Annotated in this window: 21 protein-coding genes and 1 riboswitch; of the genes, 9 read left to right on the top strand and 12 right to left on the bottom strand. The window is 56.8% G+C overall.

Features of this window, described 5'->3' with window-relative positions; genetic code table 11:
* Positions 1-16: 16 nt before the first annotated feature.
* The 11 genes from pgi to ADIMK_RS07450 form a co-directional block, all read right to left on the bottom strand.
* Positions 17-1648 (bottom strand): glucose-6-phosphate isomerase, encoded by a 1632-nt coding sequence (gene pgi, locus ADIMK_RS07500; protein ID WP_036185768.1) that lies wholly within the window; start codon positions 1646-1648, stop codon positions 17-19.
* Between the two features lie 45 nt (positions 1649-1693).
* Positions 1694-2572 carry a UTP--glucose-1-phosphate uridylyltransferase GalU gene (galU, locus tag ADIMK_RS07495; protein WP_036185766.1) on the bottom strand — a complete coding sequence of 293 codons (879 nt, stop codon included), beginning with the start codon at positions 2570-2572 and terminating at the stop codon, positions 1694-1696.
* 142 nt (positions 2573-2714) lie between these two features.
* Complete coding sequence (locus tag ADIMK_RS07490) at positions 2715-3086, bottom strand: Na+/H+ antiporter subunit G (RefSeq protein ID WP_036185764.1); 372 nt, start codon at positions 3084-3086, stop codon at positions 2715-2717.
* Positions 3087-3094: 8 nt separating this feature from the next.
* Positions 3095-3364 (bottom strand): K+/H+ antiporter subunit F, encoded by a 270-nt coding sequence (locus ADIMK_RS07485; protein WP_036185760.1) that lies wholly within the window; start codon positions 3362-3364, stop codon positions 3095-3097.
* Positions 3358-3861, bottom strand: a complete 504-nt coding sequence (locus ADIMK_RS07480; protein WP_036185759.1) for a Na+/H+ antiporter subunit E — start codon at positions 3859-3861, stop codon at positions 3358-3360. The genes ADIMK_RS07485 and ADIMK_RS07480 overlap by 7 nt, the downstream gene beginning before the upstream one ends.
* Positions 3858-5366, bottom strand: a complete 1509-nt coding sequence (locus ADIMK_RS07475; RefSeq protein WP_036185758.1) for a monovalent cation/H+ antiporter subunit D — start codon at positions 5364-5366, stop codon at positions 3858-3860. The genes ADIMK_RS07480 and ADIMK_RS07475 overlap by 4 nt, the downstream gene beginning before the upstream one ends.
* Positions 5367-5729 carry a Na+/H+ antiporter subunit C gene (locus ADIMK_RS07470; protein ID WP_036185757.1) on the bottom strand — a complete coding sequence of 121 codons (363 nt, stop codon included), beginning with the start codon at positions 5727-5729 and terminating at the stop codon, positions 5367-5369.
* A 1-nt stretch (position 5730) separates the two neighbouring features.
* Complete coding sequence (locus ADIMK_RS07465; protein WP_036185756.1) at positions 5731-8529, bottom strand: monovalent cation/H+ antiporter subunit A; 2799 nt, start codon at positions 8527-8529, stop codon at positions 5731-5733.
* A 224-nt stretch (positions 8530-8753) separates the two neighbouring features.
* Positions 8754-10442: a flotillin domain-containing protein gene (locus ADIMK_RS07460; protein ID WP_036185752.1), complete on the bottom strand. Its 1689-nt coding sequence runs from the start codon at positions 10440-10442 to the stop codon at positions 8754-8756.
* A gap of 36 nt (positions 10443-10478) precedes the next feature.
* Positions 10479-11123, bottom strand: coding sequence for a YqiJ family protein (locus ADIMK_RS07455; protein WP_036185749.1), 645 nt, complete (start codon positions 11121-11123; stop codon positions 10479-10481).
* Positions 11123-11776, bottom strand: coding sequence for a PspA/IM30 family protein (locus ADIMK_RS07450; protein WP_036185746.1), 654 nt, complete (start codon positions 11774-11776; stop codon positions 11123-11125). Before ADIMK_RS07450 ends, ADIMK_RS07455 begins: the two co-directional genes overlap by 1 nt.
* A 719-nt stretch (positions 11777-12495) precedes the next feature.
* A riboswitch (guanidine-I (ykkC/yxkD leader) is annotated at positions 12496-12623 on the top strand.
* A 96-nt stretch (positions 12624-12719) separates the two neighbouring features.
* Here ADIMK_RS07450 and ADIMK_RS07445 point away from each other — a divergent pair.
* From ADIMK_RS07445 to atzF, 7 genes are all read left to right on the top strand, one after another.
* Complete coding sequence (locus tag ADIMK_RS07445; RefSeq protein ID WP_051692669.1) at positions 12720-13778, top strand: putative urea ABC transporter substrate-binding protein; 1059 nt, start codon at positions 12720-12722, stop codon at positions 13776-13778.
* A gap of 48 nt (positions 13779-13826) precedes the next feature.
* The gene (locus ADIMK_RS07440) at positions 13827-14645 is read left to right on the top strand and encodes an ABC transporter permease (protein ID WP_036185741.1); all 819 of its coding nucleotides are present in this window, start codon (positions 13827-13829) and stop codon (positions 14643-14645) included.
* Positions 14645-15436 carry an ABC transporter ATP-binding protein gene (locus ADIMK_RS07435; protein WP_197027500.1) on the top strand — a complete coding sequence of 264 codons (792 nt, stop codon included), beginning with the start codon at positions 14645-14647 and terminating at the stop codon, positions 15434-15436. Before ADIMK_RS07440 ends, ADIMK_RS07435 begins: the two co-directional genes overlap by 1 nt.
* Before the next feature lie 60 nt (positions 15437-15496).
* A complete protein-coding gene (locus tag ADIMK_RS07430) occupies positions 15497-16213 on the top strand; it encodes an urea amidolyase associated protein UAAP1 (RefSeq protein WP_036185739.1) in 717 nt (238 codons plus the stop codon).
* 10 nt (positions 16214-16223) lie between these two features.
* The gene (locus ADIMK_RS07425) at positions 16224-16865 is read left to right on the top strand and encodes an urea amidolyase associated protein UAAP2 (RefSeq protein ID WP_036185733.1); all 642 of its coding nucleotides are present in this window, start codon (positions 16224-16226) and stop codon (positions 16863-16865) included.
* Between the two features lie 75 nt (positions 16866-16940).
* Entirely contained in the window at positions 16941-20555 is a 3615-nt protein-coding gene (uca, locus tag ADIMK_RS07420; protein WP_036185732.1) for an urea carboxylase, read from the top strand.
* A 10-nt stretch (positions 20556-20565) separates the two neighbouring features.
* A complete protein-coding gene (gene atzF, locus ADIMK_RS07415) occupies positions 20566-22386 on the top strand; it encodes an allophanate hydrolase (RefSeq protein WP_036185731.1) in 1821 nt (606 codons plus the stop codon).
* A 12-nt stretch (positions 22387-22398) separates the two neighbouring features.
* Here the strand turns inward: atzF and rfaH are convergent, their stop codons facing one another.
* Positions 22399-22893: a transcription/translation regulatory transformer protein RfaH gene (gene rfaH / locus ADIMK_RS07410; protein WP_036185729.1), complete on the bottom strand. Its 495-nt coding sequence runs from the start codon at positions 22891-22893 to the stop codon at positions 22399-22401.
* Between the two features lie 259 nt (positions 22894-23152).
* On the opposite strand from rfaH, the gene ADIMK_RS07405 reads away from it, so the two are divergent.
* On the top strand, positions 23153-24322 hold the full coding sequence (locus ADIMK_RS07405) for a nucleotide sugar dehydrogenase (protein WP_036185727.1): 1170 nt from the start codon (positions 23153-23155) through the stop codon (positions 24320-24322).
* 20 nt (positions 24323-24342) lie between these two features.
* A complete protein-coding gene (locus ADIMK_RS07400) occupies positions 24343-26139 on the top strand; it encodes an ABC transporter ATP-binding protein (RefSeq protein WP_036185724.1) in 1797 nt (598 codons plus the stop codon).
* The last annotated feature ends 31 nt before the right edge of the window (positions 26140-26170 follow it).

Genomic DNA, 26170 nt, shown 5'->3' with positions numbered 1-26170 from the left:
CAGGTCGTTCTCCCGGTTAGCCTTTCTCGCGCAGGGTATTGATCCGCTTCAGCAAGCCGAGAGTTGCACTGTCGAGCGTATCCGACTGCTGAGCCTTATCAAGTTCGTCCAGCATTGCCGTTGCCATCTTCTTGCCAAGTTCAACACCCCACTGGTCGAATGGGTTGATGCCCCAAATCACCGCTTGGGTGTAAACCTTGTGCTCGTAAATGGCGATAAGCTGTCCCAATGCATAAGGGGTCAGCTCATCAAGCAATATGACGGTGCTGGGCTGATTGCCGCGGTAACGTTTCCAGGGCGGTGCGCTGGCGGCGCTCTCTTCATCCAGCGCCTTGTCCCCCAGTGCAAGTACCCGCGCCTGAGCGAGGCAGTTGGCAAGGGCCAGACGGTGCTGCTGTTGAAGGCTGGTGCTGCGATCGGTATAGCGTTTGGCGGGCACGATAAAATCGCACATCACCGACTCGGTGCCCTGATGCAGCAACTGATAGAAGGCGTGCTGTGCGTTGGGGCCGATCTCTCCCCAGAGAACTGGGCAGGTGTGACCGTTCGTCTCGCTGCCATCCAGGCGCACGCTTTTGCCGTTGCTCTCCATCTCCAGCTGTTCCAGATAGGCTGGAAGATGCGCAAGTCTCCCGTCGTACGGCAGGATGGCATGCGCGTGAATGTCGAGCAGGTTGATATTCCAGATGCCCACCAGTGCCAACAGAACAGGGAGATTCTCGCGCAGTGGTGCCTGATGAAAATGGCTATCGATACTGTGCGCACCGGCCAGCAGTTGGCGAAAACCGTTCATGCCGATGGAGATGGCGATGGGCAGGCCGATGGCCGACCACATGGAGTAGCGCCCGCCGGTCCAGTCCCAGAACAGCAGCTGGTTTTGGCTCGGGATACCCCACTCGCTGGCTTTCTCCGGCTGAGCGGTGATGCCGATAAAGTGATGACGCAGAATGACATCGACACTCAGTCCGCTGGCGTCGATCAGCCACTGCCGCGCGGTTTCGGCGTTGGCCAGCGTATCGATCGTGGTAAACGATTTCGATGAGAGTACGAACAGGGTTGTCGCCGGGTTCAGCGTGCGCAAAAGCCCGGACAGCTGACTGCCATCCATTGAGGATACGAAATGCAGCTCTATGCCTTGTGCGGCGTCAGGCTTGTATTCGCTTAGGGCTCGGCAGGTCATCAATGGGCCCAGGTCGGAGCCGCCGACCCCGATATTGACAACAGTGTCGATGGCCTCGCCACTGTAGCCACGCCATTGCCCCGAGTGCAGTGTCGCAACCAGCGATTCCATTTTGGTCAGCGTTGCCTGCACGCCGGCGATTACATCCCGCCCGTTTACATTCAGGCTCTTGCCGGCGGGGGTACGCAGGGCAGTATGCAGCGCGGCACGACCCTCCGTGCTGTTGACCGGCTCTCCCGAGACCAACGCATCGATCTTCTGCTGCAGTTCACAGGACTCGGCCAGCGCGACCAGCTGGTCCAGTGTCTCCGGCAACAGACGTTGGCGGCTGAGGTCGAGCAGCAAGCCGTCGTGTTCGAAGGTGAGCGTATCGAACCGACCGGGATCGCTCAACAGTTCACTCAGATGGCGAGATTTGAGCGATTGCGCGGCATCGCGCAGGTCGCTCCAGCAAGTATCAGGGTTCACGGTAACTCCTTGCCCGGTTGGAGGGGATCAGATCGACCCGCCTCTTCAGAGAGTGAGACCGTTGATGAATTCGCGCAGTGCCTCTCCCGTTTCAGGATGGCGAAGGCCCAGCGCGATGTTGGCCTGAAGAAGGCCAGCCTTGTTGCCGCAGTCATAGATCTTGCCGCGCATATTGTAGGCTTCCAGCGGTGATTCCTGGGTCAGCGCGAGCAGTGCGTCGGTCAGTTGAATCTCGCCACCGGCGCCGGGCTTGGTCTCTTTGAGCAGCTTCATGACCCGGGCTGGCAGGATATAGCGTCCGACAATGGCCAGATTTGAGGGGGCTTCTTCGGCTTTGGGCTTCTCGATCATGCCCTTGATCTCGGCGGACTCCCCGGAGGCTACCTTCGCACCGCCGCAATCGACGATACCATAGCGCTGTACGTGTTCCTGCGGCACTGACTCGACCATGATCTGGCCCTTGCCGTTTTCGGCGTAGCGGGCACTCATGGCACTGAGGTCGCGTTTGCCGTCCGGATTGTCGATGATCATGTCGGGCAGAATAACGGCGAAGTCATCGTCGCCAACGATATGGGCGGCACAAAGCACTGCATGACCCAAGCCCAGTGCCTGCGGCTGGCGAACCGAAACAATCTCGACATCGTCCGGAATGGTGTCGTTAACCGCTGCGCGCAGATCATGTTTGCCCTTGCGGGTGAGTTCGACCTCAAGTTCATAGTGATGATCGAAATGATCCTCGATGGCCTGTTTCCCACTGCGCGTTACCAAAATGATTTCACGGAATCCCGCTTCGATGGCTTCTTCGACGACATGCTGGATGACCGGCTTGTCGACCACTGTCAGCATCTCTTTCGGGATCGCCTTGCTGGCGGGAAGAACTCGTGTGCCAAGGCCGGCAACGGGAATAACAACTTTAGTCAGCATCTCTACCCTGTACCTCGAATCAACCGTTTAAAAACACATTAACACAAAGCGGTTTATCAACACATGGCGTGTTGTTGCAGCGCAACACCGCAGGGGCATTAAAGGGGGCGCATGGCGGGCTTTATCGCGGGGTCGCGTGCGCTCAAGCGCCGTCGGACGGAGGGGGCTGGCGCTTGCGGGCGGTGTTCGCCAGCTGTTGGCCCTGGGTGTGCTTGACCATTTTCACTCGGTGGTGGAGCGCACTTTTGGCCATCATGTGGGCACTGACCGGGGCCGTGATCAGCAGGAACAGTGTAATCAGCAGCTCATGTACCACCAGACGCTGTTCGGCGACAAAAAAATAGATCATGGAGCCGATCAAGAGCCCCGCCAGACCCAGCGTTGTCGCCTTCGTCGGCGCGTGCAGACGGGTATAGAAGTCTGGCAGGCGCAACAGGCCGAATGAGCCCAAAAGCACGAACAGTCCTCCCATGAGCAGGAAGGCGCAGATAATGATCTCGACGGTGATAGACATGGGCGCTCCTATTCGATGATGTCGCCGCGAAGCAGGTATTTACAGATTGCAGCGGTACTGACAAAGCCCAGCATGGCGATCAGCAAAGCGCTTTCGAAATACAGGGCAGAGCCCTTGTATAGACCGAAAAGCAGGATCAGCCCGATGCTGTTGATGTAGAGGGTATCCAGAGCCAGTATACGGTCCGGCAGGTCGGGCCCCCTGAGCAGGCGCAACAGATTCATGATCAGCGAAATACAGATCAGCGTGCTGACAATGATGATGGTCGTACTCAGCATCCGAATATCTCCTTCAGCGGCGCTTCGTAGCGCGCCTTGATCTGTGCGACCAAAGCAGCTTCATCGGTTGTGTGCAGCGCATGGATGTAGAGCCATTTTTTGTCTTCCGACACTTCCGCACTGACGGTCCCGGGCGTCAGAGAAATGGTGCTGGCCAGAATAGTAATCGGCAAGGCGCCTTCAATATCGAGCGGGATGGGCACAAAAGCCGGTTTTAGCTTGCGTGTCGGTCCTATCACGCGCATGGCTACCTCGAAGTTGGCGACCAGAATGTCATAGAGAACCATCAGGGTGTAACGCAGTGCCAGCAGATGGTTGCGTACCCGCGGTTGGGCCATCTGCATGGGGGCGACCAGTATCGGGATCGCCAGTGCGAGAAAGGCGCCCAGTACAATATGTCCCGGTGCCAGCGTGTTGTTGAGCAACAGCCAGACAATAAACAGGATCAGACTCTGCGCCGGCATCGGTAGCCAGCGGCGCGAGCGCGGGATTGTCATGAGCCACCTCCGGGCAACAATGCATCGACTGAACGGCTCATTTCGTGCAGTTGCGTTGCTGTATCGAGTGTGAAATCGGAAACCGGACCGCCGAATATCACCAGCAGAGGCGACATGCCCAGCAACAGGAATACAGCGACAAGCTGCAAACGGGAGACCCGTTCGCAGGAGTCGGGCTCCCGGCTGGTGTGCCAGAACAGAGTAGTACCGGCCCGGGACATGGCAATCAGGGCTGCCAGTCCGCCGATCAGAATCGACGGATAGACCCATGCAGCCTCGGTACCGATGTCGGCCGCTTTCAGCAGCAATGCCTTGCCGACGAAGCCGGAGAAGGGGGGCAGGCCCACAATGGTCAATGCACCGATGAAAAATGCGATGCCGATGCCCAGCGGCTGGCACATGCGCCGTGCGGCGACAAAACGGTCCTCGGCTTTGCCGCGCTGGCGGCCGATCATGTCCGCGAGCAGGAACAGACCGGCGCAGACGAGTGTGGAGTGAACAAGGTAGTAGAGCAGTGCGCCGGTGGATTCGATTCGGTTCATCGCCAGTCCGACCAACAGTGTCCCCACCGAAAGCACGACCAGTTGCGCAATCAGCTCACGCAGGCTGGAGGCTGCCAGTACGCCGATGGTGGCGGCGGTCAGAGTCAGTATTGCCAGCGGCCAGAGCCAGGGCGTTGCGATATGCGCAAGACCGCCAGCCTCATCGCCAAAGATGACGGTAAAAACACGCAAGATGCTGTAGATACCGACCTTGGTAAGAATGGCGAACAGCGCCGCGACGGGGGCGCTGGCCGAGGCATAAGTACGGGGCAGCCAGAACTGTAGCGGCAGGATGGCTGATTTCAGTCCGAACACCACCAGCAGCATCAGCGCACCGGCACTGGCGATCGCTTGCTCGGCGGCATCCAGATGCGCGACTTTCTGCGCCATGTCGGCAATGTTCAATGTCCCCAGTGTGCCGTAGAGGATACCCAGTGCGAACAGGAAGATGGATGATCCCACCAGATTAAGCACAACGTAGTGTACGCTGGCGCGGGTTTTCTGTTTGCCCCCACCGTGTATAAGCAGCGCATAAGAGGCGATCAGCAACACTTCGAAGAAGACGAAAAGGTTGAAGATATCGCCGGTCAGGAAAGCCCCGTTGATGCCCATAAGCTGGAACATGAACAGGGGGTGAAAATAGGCACCCTGCCGGTCATCTCCGGCGCAGGCGTACAGCATGCAGGCAAAGCCCAGTGCAGAGCTTAGCAGGAGCATCAGCGTCGACAGCCGGTCGGCAACCAGCACAATGCCGAACGGTGGTGTCCAGTCACCGAGTACATAGAGCTGAATGGTTCCACCGTTGGCATGTAGCACCAACCACAGTGAGACAAGCATCAGCGCACCCAGTGCAGCCAGGGAAAGTGAGCGCTGACGTGCGAGGTCGCCACTGATCGGCGGCAGCAGCATCAACACCCCGCCGAGCATCGGGATCAGGATCGGCAGTATGGCCAGGTGTTCCATTTACGGCCTCTCCTTGTTCGAAGACTCGTCAGTGATGCTTGGCAGGCGGCCGTCGACGTGATCGTTACCCAGATCGGCACGTGCACGCATTGCCAGAATGACGGCAAAAGCGGTCATGGCAAAGCCGATCACGATGGCGGTGAGCACCAGTGCCTGGGGCAGCGGGTCGGTGTACTGAGTGGCCTCATCCATCAGCACTGCTGCGTCTTCCACGTTCAGGCGCCCGCTGGCAAAGAGGAACAGATTGACCGCATACGAGAGCAGCGTCAGCCCAACGACTACCGGGAAGGTGCGTCCACGCAGTGCCAGAAATATCCCGCAGGTCGTCAGAATTCCGACGCAGAGTGCATAGGTCATCTCCATATCAAAGCTCCTCCTTGGTCAGCACGGGACGCTCGGCTGTCGTCAGTTTGCCGAGGTTGGCCAGAATCAGCAGAGTGGCCCCGATTACCGTGAGGTAAACGCCGAGGTCGAACAGCATGGCGCTGGCCAGTTCGAAGTCGCCGATCAGCGGCAGATGGAAGTGGTCAAACCACGAGGTCAGGAACGGACGTCCCGCCACCCAGCTGCCAAGTCCGGTCATCATGGCGATCAACAGGCCGGAGCCGATTAGCCACTGGTAGTTGAGCTTGAGGCGGTCTTTGATGAAGTCCACACCGTGGGCCACGTACTGCTGAATGATGGCCACCGAGGTGATCAGGCCAGCAATGAAGCCGCCGCCGGGCATGTTGTGTCCCCGCAGGAATATGTAAACCGAGACCAGCAGGGCCAACGGCAGCAATAGCTGTGACACGACTGCCAGAATCATCGGGTAACGGTCGTCCGACCAGGGGCGTCCGCGTTCGTCACCGGCCGGCATGAACAAGCGCATGCGGTTGATCAGCTTGAAGATCCCCAGTGCCGCGATGCCCAATACGGTGATTTCACCCAAGGTATCGAAGCCGCGGAAATCCACCAGAATCACGTTGACCACGTTTGTACCACCGCCGCCGGTCTTGCTGTTGGCAAGGAAAAATTCCGAAATGGAGTGGAATGGACGCGTCATCAGGGCATAGCAGAGCGTACCGACGACGCCACCCACGGCCGCCGAGAGAGCCAGATCGCGCATCATCTGGTGGGGGCTGGACTCCTTGGGCGTGCGCTGGGGCAGGAAAAACAACGCCAGCATCAGCAGAATGATGGTCACAACCTCGACAGAGAGCTGCGTCAGCGCCAGATCAGGCGCGGAGAAGCGGGCGAAGGTCACCGAGACAATCAACCCGACAATCGACAGCGTCAGCAGCGCGATCATGCGCTTGCGATGCCAAATCACCGTGGCCAGAGCGCCGAGAATCAGTAGCGCAGCACCTGTTATGGTGACGCCGTCTGCGGGCAGTTGAGGTCGGCTGCCGGTGGTTTGGTTAAGCGACATCATGGGCGCTGCGGTCAAGGCGATGGTGAGCAGCAGCATTAGCATCAGGTAGCGCTGGAGCGAGCCGTTTTCAAGCCGCTCATTGAGCCATCGACAACCCGCGATAATCGATTGCATGAGGCTTTCGAAGACCTCTTTGGCATCCTTTTCCGGGAACTGGGCCTGGAACTGAAACAGCACCCGGCGGTTGTAGTAGATCAGCAGGCCGCCGATCAGGGCGACGGTACTCATCGCCAGCGGCAGGTTGAGACCGTGCCAGATGGCAAGGCTGTAACTGGGCACAAGTCCCTGCAATACGGCGGACGAGGCGCTGTTAAGCAGGTCGCCGATCACATAGCCGGGCAGAATGCCGACGAGCAGACACAACGCTACCAGGATCTCCACCGGGAGTTTCATGTAACGTGGCGGCTCGTGAGGCGTGCGTGGCAGGTCGATCGGTTCACCGTTGAAGAAGACGTCATGGATGAAGCGCAACGAGTAGGCCACCGAGAACACCCCGCCGCAGGTGGCAAGTACCGGGACGATCCAGGATAGAGAGCCCAGTGTGCTCTGGTGCAGTGTCTCGGAGAAGAACATCTCCTTGGACAGGAATCCGTTCAGTAGCGGCACGCCGGCCATGGAGGAGGCCGCAACCATAGCCAGCGTCGCGGTATAGGGCATGTACTTCCACAGGCCATTGAGCTTACGCATATCGCGCGAGCCCGACTCATGATCGATGATGCCGGCGGCCATGAACAGCGACGCCTTGAACGTGGCGTGGTTAATGATATGAAACACCGCCGCAACGGCCGCCAGCTTCGTGTCCATGCCGAGCAGCAGGGTTATCAATCCGAGATGACTGATGGTCGAGTAGGCCAGAAGCCCTTTCAGATCATGCTTGAACAGCGCGAAGTAGGCACCGAGCAGAAGCGTGGTCAAACCGGTCAGGCTGACAATGAGGAACCACATATCGGTGCCGGAAAGCACCGGGTAAAAACGCGCCAGCAGGAAAATACCCGCCTTGACCATGGTGGCCGAGTGCAAGTAAGCACTTACCGGAGTGGGAGCCGCCATGGCGTGAGGCAGCCAGAAGTGGAAAGGGAACTGAGCCGACTTGGTGAACGCACCCAACAGCATCAGCACCAGAATGGCCGGATAGTAGCCGGATTCACGAATCTGGATCGTACTGGCCAGAACCTGATCGAGGCTATAACTGCCGACCACGTTGCCAATCAACAGGATGCCCGCCAGCAGTGCCATGCCGCCAGCACCGGTAACGGTCAGCGCCATGCGTGCGCCGCGGCGTGCCTCTCGCTTATCTGACCAAAAGCTGATCAGCAGGAATGAACTGATACTGGTCAGCTCCCAAAACACCCAAAGCTGGATCAGGTTATTGGATAGCACGATGCCGAGCATCGCTGTCATGAACAGGATCAGGTAGCAGTAAAAACGCCCCATCGAATCTTTCGGCGAAAGATAATAACGGGCGTAAAGAATGACCAGCAGGCCGATGCCGAGAATCAGCAGGGAGAACAGCAAACCCAATCCGTCGAGCCGGAACGCCAACTCAAGATCCAAAGCCGGAATCCAAGGCAGGGCGCTTTTCAACGTGGCACCGGAAAGTACGCTGGGTGCGTGGCTGAGGATAATCATCAGAGAAAGCGCGGGCAGAAGCGCGGTTGCCCAGGCGCAAAGTGTTCGCCCGCCTCGCTCGGTGAGAAGCGGCACCAGAGTGCCGAGCAGGGGCAACAGTGGTACCCAGATCAGATTCATGGCTGGGGATTACTCCTGTCAGTCATGCAGTTCATCTTCGTGTAAGGTCAAGCAGTGTATCATGCTGTTTTAGAAGGTTATATGTATAGGGTTTTCGTAGGCAAAAGTATCGAAAGATACTGAGCTTAATTCGATTTTTTCGATGTGTTTATGGGGTGGTCGAGCGGGGATAGGGCTGAATAGTGAGCAGCGCGCTAGCTGCGCTCTGCTCACTTAGATAATGATCAGTTACTCAGATCGCGGGCGAACTCCTGTACACCGGCCTCTTTCAGAAGCGAGTCAACCAGCGGAGCCATGGCGCGATGCTTCAGTGCGCTGTTCACCAGCGCTTCCGGAAGGCTCTGGTCGTTGGCAGCCCCTTCCTTGTCGAACATTCCCTTGCCGCTGCGCTCACCACCGATCTGGCTCAGGCCATCGATAGAGATGATTTTCATACCCTCGATATTTTCCAGTGGCTTCACGCTCTCGCGCACAATGCCCGGCAAGGCGTCGTGCAGACTGAGTACACGCTTGAGCGCAATCTGCGCATCGCTCAAGCTGTTCAGGGCCTCGTTCATCAGACGCTGACCTTCAGCATCCACGGCATATTTCTCGCGGTCGGCCTCCACCTTGATACGAATAGCGTCGGCTTCGGCGTGCGCCTGAAGACGCAGCGCTTCCGCTTTGTCTTCCGCCGCCATTTTTTCCGCTTCGGCCGAGATTTTCACTCCGGTAGCCTGACGTTCAGCCTCTTTCTGCGCCTCGATCAACTCAATCGCCTTCTCACGTTCGGCAATCTCCACCTGCTTGGCGGTTGTTACCTTCTCTTCGGCACGTACCGCATCCGAGCGCGCTTCGTTGGCCAGTTTATCGGCCAGCGATTGCTCCTTGGACTTCTCGGCTACCGCAATGGCCCGCTCCTGCTCGGAGATCTCCAGCGCCTTCTGTTTCTGAATCTGCCGCTCGGCCAGCTGACGTTCGCGCTCGATCTCCTGCTCCTGCAGACGACGCTCTTTCTCGATCTCCAGCAGTCGGGTAGCCTGTTCGGCGGCTATCTTGGACTGGTCGATTTCGCGTTGCGCCTCTATCTCAGCCTGCTTCGCGCTACGCTCCTTGTCCGCGCGCTCTTTGGCAATCTCGGCCTGCTGATCTGCCTCGCGGGTGGCGATTTCACGCTCCTGTTCCATTTTCGCGTAGCGGGTTTCCCGTTCAATCTCGAGACGCTGACGCTCCGCTTCCAGGTTTTTCTGTTCGATCAGAACGCGGGTTTCCTGCTCGATTTCGTTCACTTCCTTGCGCCGCGCTTCGATGGAGCGGGTCATGCGTGCCAGACCTTCGGCATCGAACACGTTATCCTGCGAGAAGAAGTCCCGTGGGGTTTGGTCGAGACCAGTTAGGGATACCGATTCCAGTTCCAGACCGTTTTTCAGCAGATCTTCACTCACCACCTGTTGCACTTTCTGCACAAATTGGCTGCGCTGCTCATGCAGTTCGGCCATCTCCATCTCGGCTGCGACGGAACGCAACGCATCGACGAACTTGCCTTCGATCATCTCCTTGAGTGCGTCCGGATCCAGGGTGCGCACCCCCAGCGTCTGCGCCGCATTGGCAATGGCGTCGGTATCGGGTTTTACCCGCAGATAGAATTCCGCCAGCACGTCGACACGCATCCGATCTTTGGTGATCAGTGCCGCCTGCTCCTTGCGCGATACCGCCAGACGCAGCGTGTTCATGTTGACCGGAATGATCTCATGCAGGACCGGCAGTACCACTGCACCGCCATTCATGATGACTTTTTGTCCGCCCATGCCGGTACGGACAAAAGAGCGCTCTTTCGATGCGCGGGTATATAAGCGGGCGAAAATCATGCCCACAACCAGTAGGCCGACAAAGATGATGCCAGCGTAAAACGTTACCGAAAACAGGTTATCCATTGAAACTCCTTGAAGGTTAAGTGCAATCCATGGTCTTTATTGCAGATGTTGATTGTCAGAGCGGATGCACCGGTACACCGCGCCCTGTTTTTGTACCAGCAACACGCTCTCGCCCGCGCTGTAAGATTCACCATCATCCGGCTCCACCATCATGTAGTGAGTGGTGCCAAAACGGTCACGAAAGCGCGCTTCTGCAGGGCTGCCCTCGCGGGCTTCGCCCAGCGTGATGGTGGCGACCTGGCCGATGAACGATGCGGTGGAGACCGCTTCGGTTTCGTCTTTGAGCAGTACCTTGCCCAACATGCCGGCCAGCAGACGCGTCAGGGGCAACGCCACGGCCAATGCCGGCACTGTTGCGACGATTGCAGGAAGCGTAAAGCCCAGGGTGGATTGCATCAGTGACTGCAGTGCTACGCCGCTAAGGCCAAATAGCATCAGTATCAGTACCAGAATGATCAGAACCGGCACCTGACCGATACGCAACCAGGCAAGAAAACGGCTCAGCCCTAGGTTGGGTGTATCACCATCGACGCTTAGATCGACTTCCGGCAGCAGAGCGTCAACAAACTGCGACAGCCCCATACCGATCACCACCAGTGCCCCTTCGAGCACAGCGATGATCAGCATCAGTACCAGCGCAACGGCAAAGGGGTAGTTAGCGTCTGCAAACAGAAAGGCCATTAACCGTCCGCCTGCGATTTAACCCGGGCCAGACGCTCCTGAATACGGTTCTGGCGCGCCAGTTGATCCAGTTCCGCGAGTTTGCGCTCATCTCCGCTACTGACGCCCGGCGCGCCCGCTGTGTTCAGTATTCGGTTAAACGCATCGGTTGCCTGTTCAACCTGGGTTTCCACCGTAGCGGAGCCTGCATGCTCGGCCTGAACCGCGGCACCACTGGCCTTTGTATACTCGCTCAGGGTCTCCTGCATTTCGCGCTTTTTGGCCTGGAGGGCCTGAATATAGGCGTTCAGCTCCTTAATTTCGGCGTCGCTATCAGCAATGCTTTTTTCCACCACCGGGATCATGGCTTCAATATCCATCTGGCGTGATATGGCCGCTTCCGCCAGGTCGTCCCGCCCTTGGGCAACGGCCAGGCTGATCTGCTGCTGAAGTTCCGCGTGACGCGTATTGTCGCTATTCAGACTTTTGGCACTGAGATAGCGTGCGGCTTCAACCTTGCCGAGTTGCGCACGCACTTCGCTGATGGCGCGGTCGATTTCGCGAATAGCCTCTTCCATAACGGCAGATGGTGCGGCGTTTTCCAGACTGTCGACCAGTGAATTGGCAGAAGCCGACACCAGTCGGCCTATGCGTTTGAATAATCCTTCAGACATAACGCGACTCCTTGGCATTTGAAAAATTGGGGTGATGGAGACCATTCTGTCGTTTCGTTATGACCATTAAGACCATGTCCATAGACAGCGGGGCTCCAGCGGCTGTTATTGTTGGTACGGGTATCTGACGCAGGGGGATAGCGGAAATTGACGGATATAAAGACTGGCCTGCGGAGGATGCTGTGCTCTCGGGCTGAACGCTTTCGCTAGGGTCAGTCTGCAGGACCAAAATGACGTTGGTGAGTACGCCAGTGGGTATGTTCGGTGTCAGGTCCACGTGATTGTTTTTGCAAACACGAGTCCTGAAAGATTGTGACGTGCTGATCATCCTGTTTCAGCCTTCCCTGTCCTTGGGGCGCTTCCAAATGTATACAGACCGTCCGCGAGGATCAACAACTATATTTGGCTTATTCCAGGGGCGTGTTGTGACTCCGTGGAAACCGTGAATAAGCTTTTGAAAGTGGGGCGGCGAACCTTTGTTTGTGCTGTTATGGTGCGTTACTGATCGGTAATGGTGCATATTTGCGTTTCGCTAAGGAGCCGCCTTCCAGTGAGGGTAGGGCACTGGTGTGAAAAGAAAATAAGCCGCTAAGCGGCTGAAATACAAAGGGTAAAAGATGGCGGCGGATCGTGGTTTATGCAGGCGGCGTCATACTTGGCCCGATCTTTGTACTGGCCTAATCAACCGTACTCTTGGCGATACGGCGAATACAATCTGGAAAATAGAGCGCTAGGGTTCCGGTCACCTCCAAATGAAAGGTGACGACTGGTCCGAGAGCACTCGACCTCTCAGCTGAGCGTTAGGGCTCTGCGATGGGTTACACGGCGGGACAAAAGCCCGGGAGACTTGTTTGGCGTATTGGCCAAGAGTACTCCGTAACAACCGTGACACCCTGAACGCAGACCGAAACGCATTCTGGAACTGAAGCTGAAGAGGTTCGACATGAAGAAATTTTCTGCAAAAAAGCTGTCCGCACTCGCTCTATCTGCTGCACTGATCTCTCCCACCGCCTTTGCCAAAGATGATTTCAAGATCTGCTGGTCGATCTATGTCGGCTGGATGCCCTGGGCCTATGGCGCCGAAGAGGGGATCGTCAAGAAGTGGGCCGACAAGTACGACATCACTATCGATGTGGTGCAGATAAACGACTACGTCGAGTCAATCAACCAGTACACCGCCGGCGGTTTCGACGCCTGTACCATGACCAACATGGATGCGCTGACAATCCCCGCGGCCGGTGGCGTGGATAGCACCGCACTGATCGTCGGCGATTTCTCCAACGGTAACGACGGCGTTGTGTTGAAGGGCAAAGAGTCTCTGGCCGATATCAAGGGCCAGAACGTGAACCTGGTCGAGCTCAGCGTATCCCACTACCTGCTGGCACGCGGTCTTGAAACCGCCGGTATGTCCGAGGCGGACGTGCAGGTGGTCAACACCTCCGATGCCGATATGGTCGCCGTCTACGGCACCGACGATGTTACTTCTGTCGTGACCTGGAACCCGCTGCTCAGCGAAATCACCGCCATGCCCGACTCGCACAAGGTGTTCGACTCCTCCCAGATTCCGGGCGAGATCATCGACCTGCTGGTGGTCAACACCGATACCCTGGCCGAGAACCCGAAGCTGGGTAAGGCGCTGGTCGGTGCCTGGTACGAGATCATGGGACTGATGAGCGGCACTGGCGTGGAGGCGGAAGCGGTCCGTACCTACATGGCACAGGCGTCCGGTACCGATCTGGCTGGGTACGATGCGCAGCTGGCCAGTACCGAGATGTTCTACACCCCTCAGTCCGCGCTTGAGCTGACCAACAGCGATACCCTGAAAACCACTATGCAGCATGTGGCCGAGTTCTCCTTCGATCATGGCCTGCTCGGTGAGGGTGCCCCGGATGCCGGTTTCATCGGTATCGAAACCCCCTCAGGCGTATTCGGCAGCGAGAGCAATATCAAGCTGCGCTTCGATCCCACGTATATGCAGATGGCGGCCGACGGCCAGCTCTAATCTCCTGAAGAACCGGAACGGGGGCGTGTGCCCCCGCAGGGATCTTTCATGAAACGAATGATCAACAAGACGCCGGGATCGGTATTGCGAATGTCGCTGGGGTTGTTGCCCTTCGTACTGCTACTGCTGATCTACATGGCCGGTTCCGACGCCCGTCTGGAGCTGAACCCGGACGACAAGCTGCTACCCAGCTTTGCGCAGATGGGTGATGCGATCCACCGCATGGCGTTTGAGCCCAGCAAGCGCACCGGCGAGTACCTGTTCTGGGCCGATACCGGCAGTAGTTTGACCCGGCTTGGGTTGGGTGTGGTGATCGCCGCGCTGATCGGCTTGCTGTTGGGGATGCTGACCGGTGCGCTACCGATGATCGGTGCCGGAGTCTCGCCGCTGCTGACGGTGATCTCGCTGGTGCCGCCACTGGCTCTGCTGCCGATCCTGTTCATCGTGTTTGGCCTGGGTGAGCTGTCCAAAGTGGTACTGATCGCCATCGGCATCACGCCGTTTATCGCCCGCGATATCCAACGCCGCACCGAAGAGATCCCTTCAGAGCAGTTGGTAAAGGCCCAAACGCTGGGCGCCAGTACGCTGCAGATCCTGATCCGCGTGGTACTGCCGCAGTTGATGCCGAAGCTGATCGACGCGGTACGACTGTCGTTGGGTGCCGGTTGGCTGTTCCTGATTGCGGCGGAAGCGATCGCCTCCACCGACGGCCTGGGTTACCGCATCTTCCTGGTACGTCGATACCTGTCAATGGATGTGATCCTGCCCTATGTGGCCTGGATTACGCTGCTGGCGTTCCTGCTCGACATCGCACTGGCCTGGTTGAGCCGCCGGCTCTACCCCTGGAACGTACAAGGAGGCCGCTGATGATCGAAGCCCCAAAAATGATAGAGGCAAAGAACCTGTGGAAACGCTACGGCGACAACGTGGTGCTGGAGCGGATCAACATGTCGGTGGCCGAGGGTGAATTCGTCACCATGGTCGGTACCTCCGGCTGTGGTAAGAGCACCTTCCTGAAGATGCTGCTCGGCACGGAGACGCCCACCAGTGGTGAGATGTTGCTCGATGGCAAGCCGATCCCGGATGAGCCGGGGCCGGATCGTGGCATCGTGTTTCAGCAGTACTCCGTGTTTCCGCATATGACCGTGCTGGAAAACGTGATGACCGCCAAGGCGTTCGCCCGTAACGGCATCACCGGTTACCTGTTCGGTGGTGCTAAACGCCAGGCCCGTGATGAAGCGAAAGCGATGCTCGATCAGGTGGGGCTCAGCCAAGCCTTGGATAAGTATCCTCACGAGTTGTCCGGCGGCATGAAGCAGCGTCTTGCCATCGCCCAGGCATTGCTCGGCAAGCCGCGCATCCTGCTGCTGGACGAGCCGTTCGGTGCATTGGATCCAGGCATCCGTGCCGACATGCATGAGCTGGTGCTGAACCTCTGGCACGAGCACAAGCTGACCGTGTTCATGGTCACCCACGATCTGAAAGAGGGGTTCTACCTCGGCACCCGGCTCTGGGTGTTCGACAAGCTCAGACAGGACCCCCAGGCCCCAAACGCCTACGGCGCCAGCATCACCTACGACCTGCCGGTGGGCAAGCTCGACCGTGCAACCTACGAAGAGATTGATGACAACCTCAGGCCCGTTGCTCAGCTCGCCTGAGCGGCATAAAGGCAAAGCGTTGAAATACCGTCTGAACCGAGGTTGAGAAGGAAACAAGAGATGAACGAGATCCAATACACAACAGAGATCGCACCGGGCGGCCACTGGTCGCTGCGGCTGCGCAAGGGCACGCTGATGCGGCTGACCGATATCGTCGGTGGCGCAAACGTCGGCATGCTGTTCTACAACCCGGAAAACCTGCTCGAGCGCTACAACGCTCCCGATACGCTGAAATGCCAGCACACCTTCAAGCTGACCCGGGGCAACTGCCTCTACTCCGATATGGGGCGCATCTTTGCGTCCATCGTCGAGGACAGTCTGGGCTGGCATGAAACCGTCTGCGGTAACAGCCATGCCGATCAGGTCGCCGCGCGCTGGGGCAAGCGTGACTACCAGAACGACCGCAATGACTGGCACCAGAACGGCTATGACGCCTTTCTGGTGGAACTGGCCAAGTACGGGCTGGGCCGCGCCGACACGGCGGCCAATATCAACTGGTTCAGCAAGGTGGGCACCGATGCCGAGGGCAATATGGCGCTGGTCGAGGGGCATAGCGCAGCGGGGAGCAGCGTTACGCTGCGCTTCGAGATGGACACTCTGGTGCTGCTGCATACCTGCCCCCATCCGCTTAGCACCGCTGCCGAGTATCCCCGCAAGCCGGTACGGATCGAGCTGGGCGAGGCGGAACCGGTTGCCGATGACGACTACTGCCTGAACTTCCGCCCGGAAAATCGACGCGGGTTCCAGAACAACGCCCTGTACCACCTGGGCAGATAAGGAGAGCGCCATGCTGACCGAAAGTACACGCCAGCCGGAGCAGGCTGTTTCCCGCACCACGATCGATGCCGGTGACTACTACATCGGCACCGTCAAAGCGGGCCAGACCTTGCGGATCCTCGATCTGGAGGGTAACCAGGCCGCCGACACCCTGTTCTACAGTGCTGCCGACCCCAGCGAGCGTTACAGCGCCATGGATACCATCCGTGAGCAGGGCAACGTCTACCTGACCACCGGCTCGGTGCTGCGCTCCAACGAGAATACGCCGATGCTGGAGATCGTCGCCGACACCTGTGGTCGCCACGACACACTGGGCGGCGCCTGCGCCACCGAAAGCAACACGGTGCGTTACGACCTCGAGAAACGCTGCATGCACGCCTGCCGCGACAGCTGGATGCTGGCGATCGCCGAGCACCCGGAGTACGGCATCGAGAAGCGCGATATCAGCCACAACATCAACTTCTTCATGAACGTGCCGGTAACGGAAGAGGGCGGACTGACCTTTGAAGACGGCATCTCCGCGCCGGGCAAGTACGTGGAACTGACCGCGTTGATGGATGTGGTGGTGCTGATCTCCAACTGTCCGCAGCTGAACAACCCCTGCAATGGCTATAACCCAACGCCGGTCGAGCTGCTCGTCTGGGATAACTGATATCGATACAAGCCCCTCAGTGGACGACCACTGTTGAAATCAAAAAGCGGGACGACCCGCATCAGGGTTTTGACCATGTTTACCAAAGTTCTGATTGCCAACCGCGGTGCCATTGCCACCCGCATTATTCGTACCCTCAAGCGCCTCGGTATCGGTTCGGTCGCCGTCTATGCCGACTGTGATGCCGACAGCCTGCACGTGCGCCTGGCTGATGAGGCGTATTGTCTGGGCGAGGGCGGTGCCGCCGATACCTACCTGAATGTGGAGCGCCTGCTGCAGATCGTGGCTGAGAGTGGTGCCCAGGCGATCCATCCCGGTTACGGTTTCCTCAGCGAGAACGCCAGCTTCGTGGGTCGCTGCGAAGCGGCGGGTATCGCCTTTGTCGGCCCGACGCCTGAGCAGATGCAGGCGTTTGGCCTTAAGCACCGGGCGCGTGAGTTGGCGCTTAACGCCGGTGTGCCGCTGCTGCCCGGCTCTGATCTGCTGACCGATCTGGATGCCGCAAAAAGCGAAGCTGTGCGGATCGGCTACCCGGTGATGCTGAAGAGTACCGCCGGTGGCGGCGGTATCGGCATGCAGCTGTGCCATGACGAAGCGGAACTGGTCGGCGCCTTCGACAGCGTCAAACGCCTGGGAGCCAGCAACTTTGCCGACGATGGTGTGTTTCTGGAGAAGTTTATCAAGCGGGCTCGCCATATCGAGGTGCAGGTGTTTGGCGATGGTCAGGGCAGTGCGCTGGCATTGGGCGAGCGCGACTGTTCCAGCCAGCGCCGCAATCAGAAGGTGGTGGAGGAGTGCCCGGCGCCCAATCTGAGCGATGAGGTGCGCGTCGAGCTGCACACCACCGCCGAAAAACTGCTCTCCAGTGTCAGCTACCGCAACGCCGGTACCGTGGAGTTTATCTACGATGCCGACACCGACGCTTTCTACTTCCTTGAGGTAAATACCCGACTGCAGGTGGAGCACGGCGTGACCGAGGAGGTCTACGGTGTAGATCTGGTCGAGTGGATGCTGCGTCAGGCCGCAGGTGAGGTGCTGGCGCTGGATACCAAACGCGGCGAACTAAAAGCTAGTGGCCATGCTATACAGGTGCGCGTGTACGCCGAAGATCCCTACAAGGGTTTCCAGCCCTGCGCAGGTTTGTTGACCGAGGTGGAGTTTCCAGCAGGTGAGGGGGTGCGCATCGACCACTGGATCGAGTCCGGCATCGATGTGCCGCCGTTTTTCGACCCGATGTTGGCCAAGATAATCGTGCATGCCGAGGATCGTGATGCTGCGCTGGCCAAGCTGCAGCAGACGCTGGACGATACGCGACTCTACGGCAGTGAAACCAATCTGGGCTATCTGCGTGCGTTGAGCCGAGATGACGTGCTGGCCAAGGGCGAAGTGACTACTCGCTATCTGAACAGTTTCGTATACCACCCGGCACGGATCGATGTGATCCAGGGGGGGACGCAAACGACGATTCAGGACTTCCCCGGCCGCATGGGGCATTGGGATGTGGGTGTGCCGCCCTCGGGCCCATTCGACAGTTACGCCTTCCGTCTGGCCAACCGCCTGTTGCAGAACGCCGAGGATACTGCGGCACTGGAGATTACGCTGCAGGGACCGGTGCTGAGCTTCGCCAGCGATACCCAGATTGTACTGGCCGGCGCTCAGATTGAGGGCAGGCTGGATGATCGGTCATTGCCGCTCTGGCAGGTGGTCGAAGTGAAAGCGGGTCAGCAACTGAGTCTGGGGCGGATCAAGGATACTGGTGCGCGTTCTTATCTGGCGGTACGTGGCGGATTTCAGTGCCCCGATTACCTTGGTTCCAAATCCACCTTTACTCTGGGCCAGTTCGGCGGTCATAACGGACGGGCTTTGCGTGCCGGTGATGTGCTGAAGCTGGATGCCTCCGCCGAGCCGGTAACCCCGGTTGTGCTGCCAGAGGCGTTGAAGCCGGCCCTGTCCAACTCCTGGCAACTGCGGGTGATCTACGGCCCCCATGGCGCGCCGGATTTTTTTACTTCTGAGGATATCAATACCTTCTTTGCCACCGACTGGGAGATCCACTACAACTCGAGCCGCACCGGCGTACGTCTGATCGGCCCGAAACCGAATTGGGCCCGCAAGGATGGCGGTGAGGCGGGGTTACACCCCTCCAATATTCACGATAACGCCTACGCCTTTGGTACCGTGGACTTTACCGGCGATATGCCGGTGATCCTGGGGCCGGATGGTCCCTCTCTGGGCGGTTTCGTTTGTCCCGCCACGGTGATCACGGCGGACCTGTGGAAGCTGGGCCAGCTCAGGGCAGGAGACAGGGTACGTTTCGTGCCGGTTTCCATCGAGCAGGCGGTCGCGCTGGAACGGGCGCAGATGGCGCAGATAGCCTCCTTGACTGAACAGACCTTAGAGTGGAAACCGGTGGAGCTTACCTCCCCGATTCTGAAAACCCTGGATGCCTCAAAGTTTGGAGACGAGATCGTCTACCGTGCCGCGGGCGATCACTTCCTGCTGGTGGAGTATGGTGAGCAGGCACTGGATGTCCGCTTGCGTTTTCGTGCCCATGCGTTGATGCAGTGGCTACAGAAAAACCGCTTGCCGGGTCTGCGTGAGCTGACGCCGGGTATCCGTTCATTGCAGATCCATTTCGACTCCCAGCAACTCAGTCATGCCGAGCTGCTTGAGCATCTGGAAAAGGCTGAACGGTCGCTGGCCGAACAGCTGACCGAGCTCACCGTACCCTCGCGCATCGTGCATATCCCGCTGTCGTGGGATGACGTGGCCTGCCGTCTGGCGATCGAGAAATATGACCAGTCGGTACGCAAGAATGCGCCCTGGTGCCCCAGCAACCTGGAGTTTATCCGCCGTATCAACGGGCTTGAAACTATCGACGAGGTGAAGAAGGTCGTTTTCGATGCATCATATCTGGTGATGGGCCTCGGCGATGTCTATCTGGGCGCACCGGTGGCGACACCGATCGATCCACGCCACCGTCTGGTCACCACCAAGTACAACCCGGCGCGGACCTGGACCGCGGAAAATTCCGTTGGTATCGGCGGTTCCTACCTTTGCGTTTACGGCATGGAGGGGCCAGGTGGGTATCAGTTCGTCGGTCGCACACTGCAGATGTGGAACCGCTATCGCCAGACCCGGGAGTTCGAGAACCCCTGGCTGCTGCGCTTTTTCGATCAGATCCGCTTCTACGAGGTGAGTCACGACGAGTTGCAGAGGATACGCCGCAATTTTCCGCAGGGCCGTTATCCGCTCAAGATCGAGGAGTCGAGCTTCTCGCTGTCCGATTATGAGCAGTTCATTGAACAGAACGCAGCGGATATCGAAGCTTTCAAGGAGAAGCGCAATGCCGCATTCGAAGAGGAGCTGGCGTGCTGGCATGCCAATGGGCAGTTCAACTTCGAGACCGAGGAGGTTGAAGTCACTGACCAGCAGGAAAGTTGGCCGGAGGACAGCCAGGTCGTCGATAGCCCGGTTTCAGGCAGTGTCTGGCAGACCGAGGTGAAAGTGGGTGACACGGTAGAGGCGGGACAGACGTTGATGATTCTGGAGTCGATGAAGATGGAAGTTCCGATCCATGCATCCTGCGCGGGCGTTGTCAGCCATATGCTGTTGAGCGCGGGTAAAAGGGTGAATGCCGGGCAGGCACTGGTGGTGATTGAATCGTCTGTACTGGACGAGCAGGTTTAAGGAGATCGATATGAGCAGCAAAATGACCATTGCGCGTCTGCGCGCCGCCTATGCAGCAGGTACCCTGACACCCACTCAACTGATGGACGATATTCGTGAACGTTCAGCGCAGTATACCGACCGTAATATCTGGATCCATCAGCTGACCGAGGCGGAACTGCAGCCCTACCTGGAGGCGCTGGAACACAAAGCAATCGACAGTCATCCGCTCTGGGGTATCCCCTTTGCAATCAAGGACAATATCGATCTGGCCGGCATCCCGACAACAGCAGGCTGTCCCGAGTTTGCTTACACGCCGAGCGAGAGCGCACAGGTGGTACAGCAATTAATCGATGCCGGTGCCATCCCTGTAGGTAAGGCCAACCTGGACCAGTTCGCCACCGGTCTCAATGGTACGCGCTCACCCTATGGGCCGGGACGCAACGCCTTTGATCCCCAGTACATCAGCGGTGGCTCCAGTGCCGGTTCCGCCGTTTCGGTTGCGCTGGGCCTGGCCAGTTTCAGTCTGGGCACCGATACCGCCGGTTCCGGCCGGGTGCCGGCCTGTTTCAACAACCTGGTGGGGCTCAAGCCGACGCGAGGGTTGCTATCCAGCACAGGGCTTGTACCGGCCTGCCGCAGCCTGGACTGCATCAGTATCTTCGCCCTGACTGCGGATGATGCCAATGAAGTGCTGGCGTGCGCAGAAGGATTTGATGAGCGTGATGGCTATAGCCGGGCCAACCCCTTTGCTAACCAGAGCCGCCACTATGGATATCGCCAAGGGGCACTCAAGGTCGGCATCATTCCAGCGGCGCAGTTGAAGTTCTTCGGTGATGCAGCGTATGAGAAAGCTTACAGAGAGACGCTGGATAGCTTGAGCGGCCTGGAGTTTGAATTCGTCGAGATCGACTACGAGCCGTTTAACGAGGCGGCGCTGCTATTGTATGAAGGCCCCTGGGTGTCCGAGCGCTATATCGCCTGTCAGCCGCTGATCGATGAAAAGCCGGAGGTTATCCATCCAGTGGTGCGTGCGATCATTGAACCGGGCGGCAGGCCCCTGGCTACCGATCTGTTCAAGGCGCAGTACCGCCTGGAAGTGCTGAAGCAGAAGTGCCTGGCGCAGATGGAGGGGCTGGACTGCCTGCTGACCCCCACAGCCGGACGTTTGTTCACCGTTGAAGAGTTACTGCAGGAGCCGATCCTCTACAATTCCCAGCTCGGTTACTACACCAACTTTATGAACCTGTTGGATATGACGTCAGTAGCGGTGCCAACCACGTTCACCGATGCAGGAATGCCTTTTGGCATCACCTTAGTGGGTCATCACTTCAGCGACCGTGCCTTGCTGTCGATCGCCAATCGTATTCAGCAGGGGCTGGCGCTACCGCTAGGTGTAGAGCCGGCTGGCAAAGCAAGTGCCGAGCAGGCAGGGCGGCATACTAACCCGGTCAGCAACCCGGATTGGATAGACGTATTGGTTTGCGGAGCGCATCTGGAAGGGTTACCCCTTAACTGGCAACTGAGCGAACGAGGGGCGGTATTGAAGCAGGCGACGGCTACCGCCCCGGTCTATCGCATGTATGCGCTTGCTGGCGGCCCGCCGTATCGGCCAGGACTGGTACTCGATGAAGCAGAGGGTGCTGCGATTGATGTCGAGATCTGGTCAATGCCGGCTGCCGAGTTTGGTAGTTTCGTTGCCGGAATTCCGGCCCCCCTGGGTATCGGCAAGGTGCGTCTGGCGGATGGCAGCAGTGTAAGCGGCTTTATTTGTGAGCCATACGGTCTTCAAGGGGCTGTGGAGATAACCCGCTTTGGCGGCTGGCGTGCCTATCTAACATCCAAAGCATGACTTAAAGGCGCCTCAGGGCGCCTTAATGTCTTTAAGATCGACAGACAGCTTCTGCCAGCGTCCCAATAGCTCCAGTAACAAGAAGGCACGTTGTTCACCGTCATACTGAAGAAAGACTGCGTCGAGGCCTCGGAAGGGGCCCTCCGCTATCTCGACCTTCTGATCCACTTGAAGCTGATGGACGGGTTCCTTGTCGCTGCGCAGTTTGCTCCGTAACGCTTCAACCACGTTGTGGGGCACGATGGCGGGATTGTTGCCAAAGCTGACCATCCGAGCTACGCCGCGAGTGGAACGAATTGGGCGCCAGTTGCTCTCAACTTCCGACAGGTAGATGAACAGGTAGCCGGGAAACAGTGGCTCGATCTGCTCAACGCGTTTTCCTCGCTTGATCTTTTCAACGCCGACTTGAGGGAAAAAAACGTCATAGCCTTGATTCTCAAGCTCGGCACAGGCGCGTGCAGCCTGCCCCGGCTTGGATTGCACGACATACCAATGAAAGCCAGACATCTTGTACCCAATCAATCGAAAAGCCAGTACGGATTATAGGCGTGTAGGGCCGCCAACCAAAGTCGTGTAGAATCCGCCTTAATCAAATATCGTGGGTGCCCTTTGTTCAGGGGTACTGAAATCTGGGTTTTGAGGAGTATCCGACAGGCAACCTCCGGGCGGTAGCGTGTCTGAAGGCCAGGAAAGGTCAGCTGGGCGTGGGTGTGTCAGGTGGTCAGTGTCGGGTTCGGTACTTCTCGATCGACGGGTAAGACGAACAGTGAAAATTGCAATTGCCGGTACCGGTTATGTAGGTCTCTCCAATGCCATCCTCCTTGCCCAACACAACGAAGTGGTGGCGCTCGACATCGTCGAAGAGAAGGTTGCGCTGCTCAATGATCGTAAGTCCCCGATTGAGGATGTGGAGATCGAGCAGTATCTGGCGGAGAAAACACTGAACTTCCGCGCGACGCTGGATAAAGAGAGCGCATATCAGGGCGCTGAGTTCGTCGTAATCGCCACACCGACCGACTACGACCCAGAGACCAACTACTTCAACACCAAAAGTGTCGAAGCCGTTGTCCGCGATGTGCTGGCGATCAATCCATCTGCGGTGATGGTGATCAAATCAACCGTGCCGGTGGGCTACACCGCCAGCGTGCGAGAGCAGTTCGGCACCGACCAGATCATCTTTTCCCCTGAGTTCTTGCGCGAAGGCAAAGCGCTTCACGATAACCTCTACCCATCCCGCATTATTGTGGGTGAGCAATCCGAACGCGCCGAACGCTTTGCTGCCCTGTTGCAGCAGGGGGCGATCAAGCAGGATGTACCGACCCTGTTCACCGACAGCACCGAAGCTGAAGCGATCAAACTGTTCGCCAATACCTACCTGGCCATGCGCGTCGCTTACTTCAACGAGCTCGACAGCTACGCCGAAACCCACGGACTGGATACCCGACACATAATCGAAGGTGTCGGTCTCGACCCCCGTATCGGCAGCCACTACAACAACCCCTCTTTTGGCTACGGCGGCTACTGCCTGCCGAAAGACACAAAGCAGCTGCTCGCTAACTATGCTGATGTCCCCAGTAACCTGATTCGTGCAATCGTTGACGCCAATACCACGCGAAAAGACTTCATCGCGGACTCGGTGTTGCGGCGTAAACCGAAGGTCGTCGGTATCTACCGTTTGGTGATGAAAAGCGGCTCGGATAATTTTCGTGCGTCTGCCATTCAGGGGGTTATGAAGCGGATTAAGGCGAAAGGTGTGGATGTAGTCATTTATGAGCCGGTACTGGAGGAAGACTACTTTTTCAATTCATTGGTAATTCGTGACCTTGCTGAATTTAAGCAAAAAAGTGATGTGATTATTGCGAACAGGATGACTGCTGATATTGAAGATGTCAACTGCAAGGTATATACGCGGGATTTGTTTGGCGGCGACTCTTAAGGTGCGGGTAAAATATATTTATGGTTGCAAAAATTAAACAACTTTGCCATTTGCTTACTGCTGATCAGCGGAATAGATTGATAAAATTACAGTTTTTGGTAGTTATAATGGCATTTTCGGAAGTGGCTGGAGTTGCCTCTATTGGCCCATTCATGGCAGTAGTGGGCGATATGGGGCGCTTGCAAGGCGAAGGGAAACTGGCCTATTTATATAAAATATCTGGATTTGAATCTCCCAATGATTTCGTTTTTTTTCTAGGCGTCGCCGTCTTGGTGATATTGACTTTGGCAGCCGTAATTTCAATGTTTACGACGTGGCGCTTAGCGATGTATGGTCAACAGGTAGGTGCTGAGCTAAGTACTCGACTTTATAAACATTACATGAGTCAACCTTGGTTGTTTCATGCTAGCGGAAGTAGCGCACAACTGACAAATAAAGTATCTCAAGAATGTAACCGACTGACTAATCAAGTTATTGCGCCGTTGCTGCAGCTGACAGCGAAGATGGTTCTGGCGACGGTTATGTCTATTGCTATCTTCTTAATCAATCCCTCAGTTGCGTTGATCGGCGTTCTTTTATTCGGAGTGTCCTATATTCTGTTGTATAGGTTAGTTCGACACCATTTGGCTTCTAATGGAAAGGTCGTTACAGATGCTAACAGGGCACGCTTTAAATTAATGAATGAAGGTTTTGGAGGTATCAAGGATACTTTAGTGCTCGGCCGTCAAGCTGATTTCAATGAGCGTTTTGAGGTAGCTAGTAGTGCACTGGGGCATGCGCAGGGAATTAATAGAGCAATAGCTCAAGTTCCGCGTTACGTGATGGAACTTATTGCATTTTTTGCAGTAATCTCTCTTGTTCTTTACCTTATGAAATCAAAAGAAGGTGATTTGGGTGCTTTATTACCAGTGCTGTCAATTTATGCTTTGGCCGGTTTTAAACTGTTACCCTGTTTTCAACAGGTATATACAGGGGTGACTAGCTTGCGCAGTCATATATCAGCATTTGAAAGTCTAAAGGATGACTTTGAGGCGAGTAAGTTCTCTAATCATATGCCAAAAGTTAACTGTGAAGATAAAATTAATATTCTTGGCGACATATCTCTTAAAGGTATATTTTTCCGTTACCCAGGGAAGAATGATGCGGCCTTAAAAAAGGTCGACATAACTCTTCCTGTTAATGCTGTAATAGGTTTGGTAGGACCCTCTGGGTCTGGTAAGTCAACTATTATCGATATATTACTAGGACTTATCGAACCGCAGGAAGGAAAAATTTATATAGATGGTAGTCCTCTCCGTCCGGACGAAAAGTGTGTATGGCAACGTTGTATTGGATATGTTCCGCAATCAATATTCCTGGCTGATGCAAGTATTAGAGAAAATATTGCTTTTGGCTTGCCAAAAGAAAGTGTTGACGATGAAAAAGTCCTACGAGCTGTAAAGCTGGCTCACCTAGAAGAGTTGGTCGAAAGATTAGAAGACGGTATTGATACGCGTGTAGGGGAACGGGGGGTGCAGCTATCAGGAGGCCAGCGGCAACGCATAGGAATAGCTCGTGCGCTATATGATGACCCAAAAATACTTATAATGGATGAGGCAACCAGTGCGTTGGATGGTATTACAGAGAAACTTGTAATGGATGCCATCCATGAGTTATCAGGTAAGAAAACAGTGATAATGATTGCACATCGACTAGCGACTGTTGAATGCTGTGACTGCATATATGTATTAGACGGCGGTACTGTTATTGACAGTGGAACCTATAGCCAGCTTGTTAAAAATAATAATATTTTTAAAGCTATGGCTAATCAAAATTAATCGATATGAGTTCTAGCTATTCCATAGAATA

Source organism: Marinobacterium lacunae, assembly GCF_000705555.1.
In the GTDB taxonomy this organism is placed as follows: domain Bacteria; phylum Pseudomonadota; class Gammaproteobacteria; order Pseudomonadales; family Balneatricaceae; genus Marinobacterium_D; species Marinobacterium_D lacunae.
The sequence above is the reverse complement of the archived record's forward strand: the minus strand, read 5'-3'. Positions and strand labels throughout refer to the sequence as shown.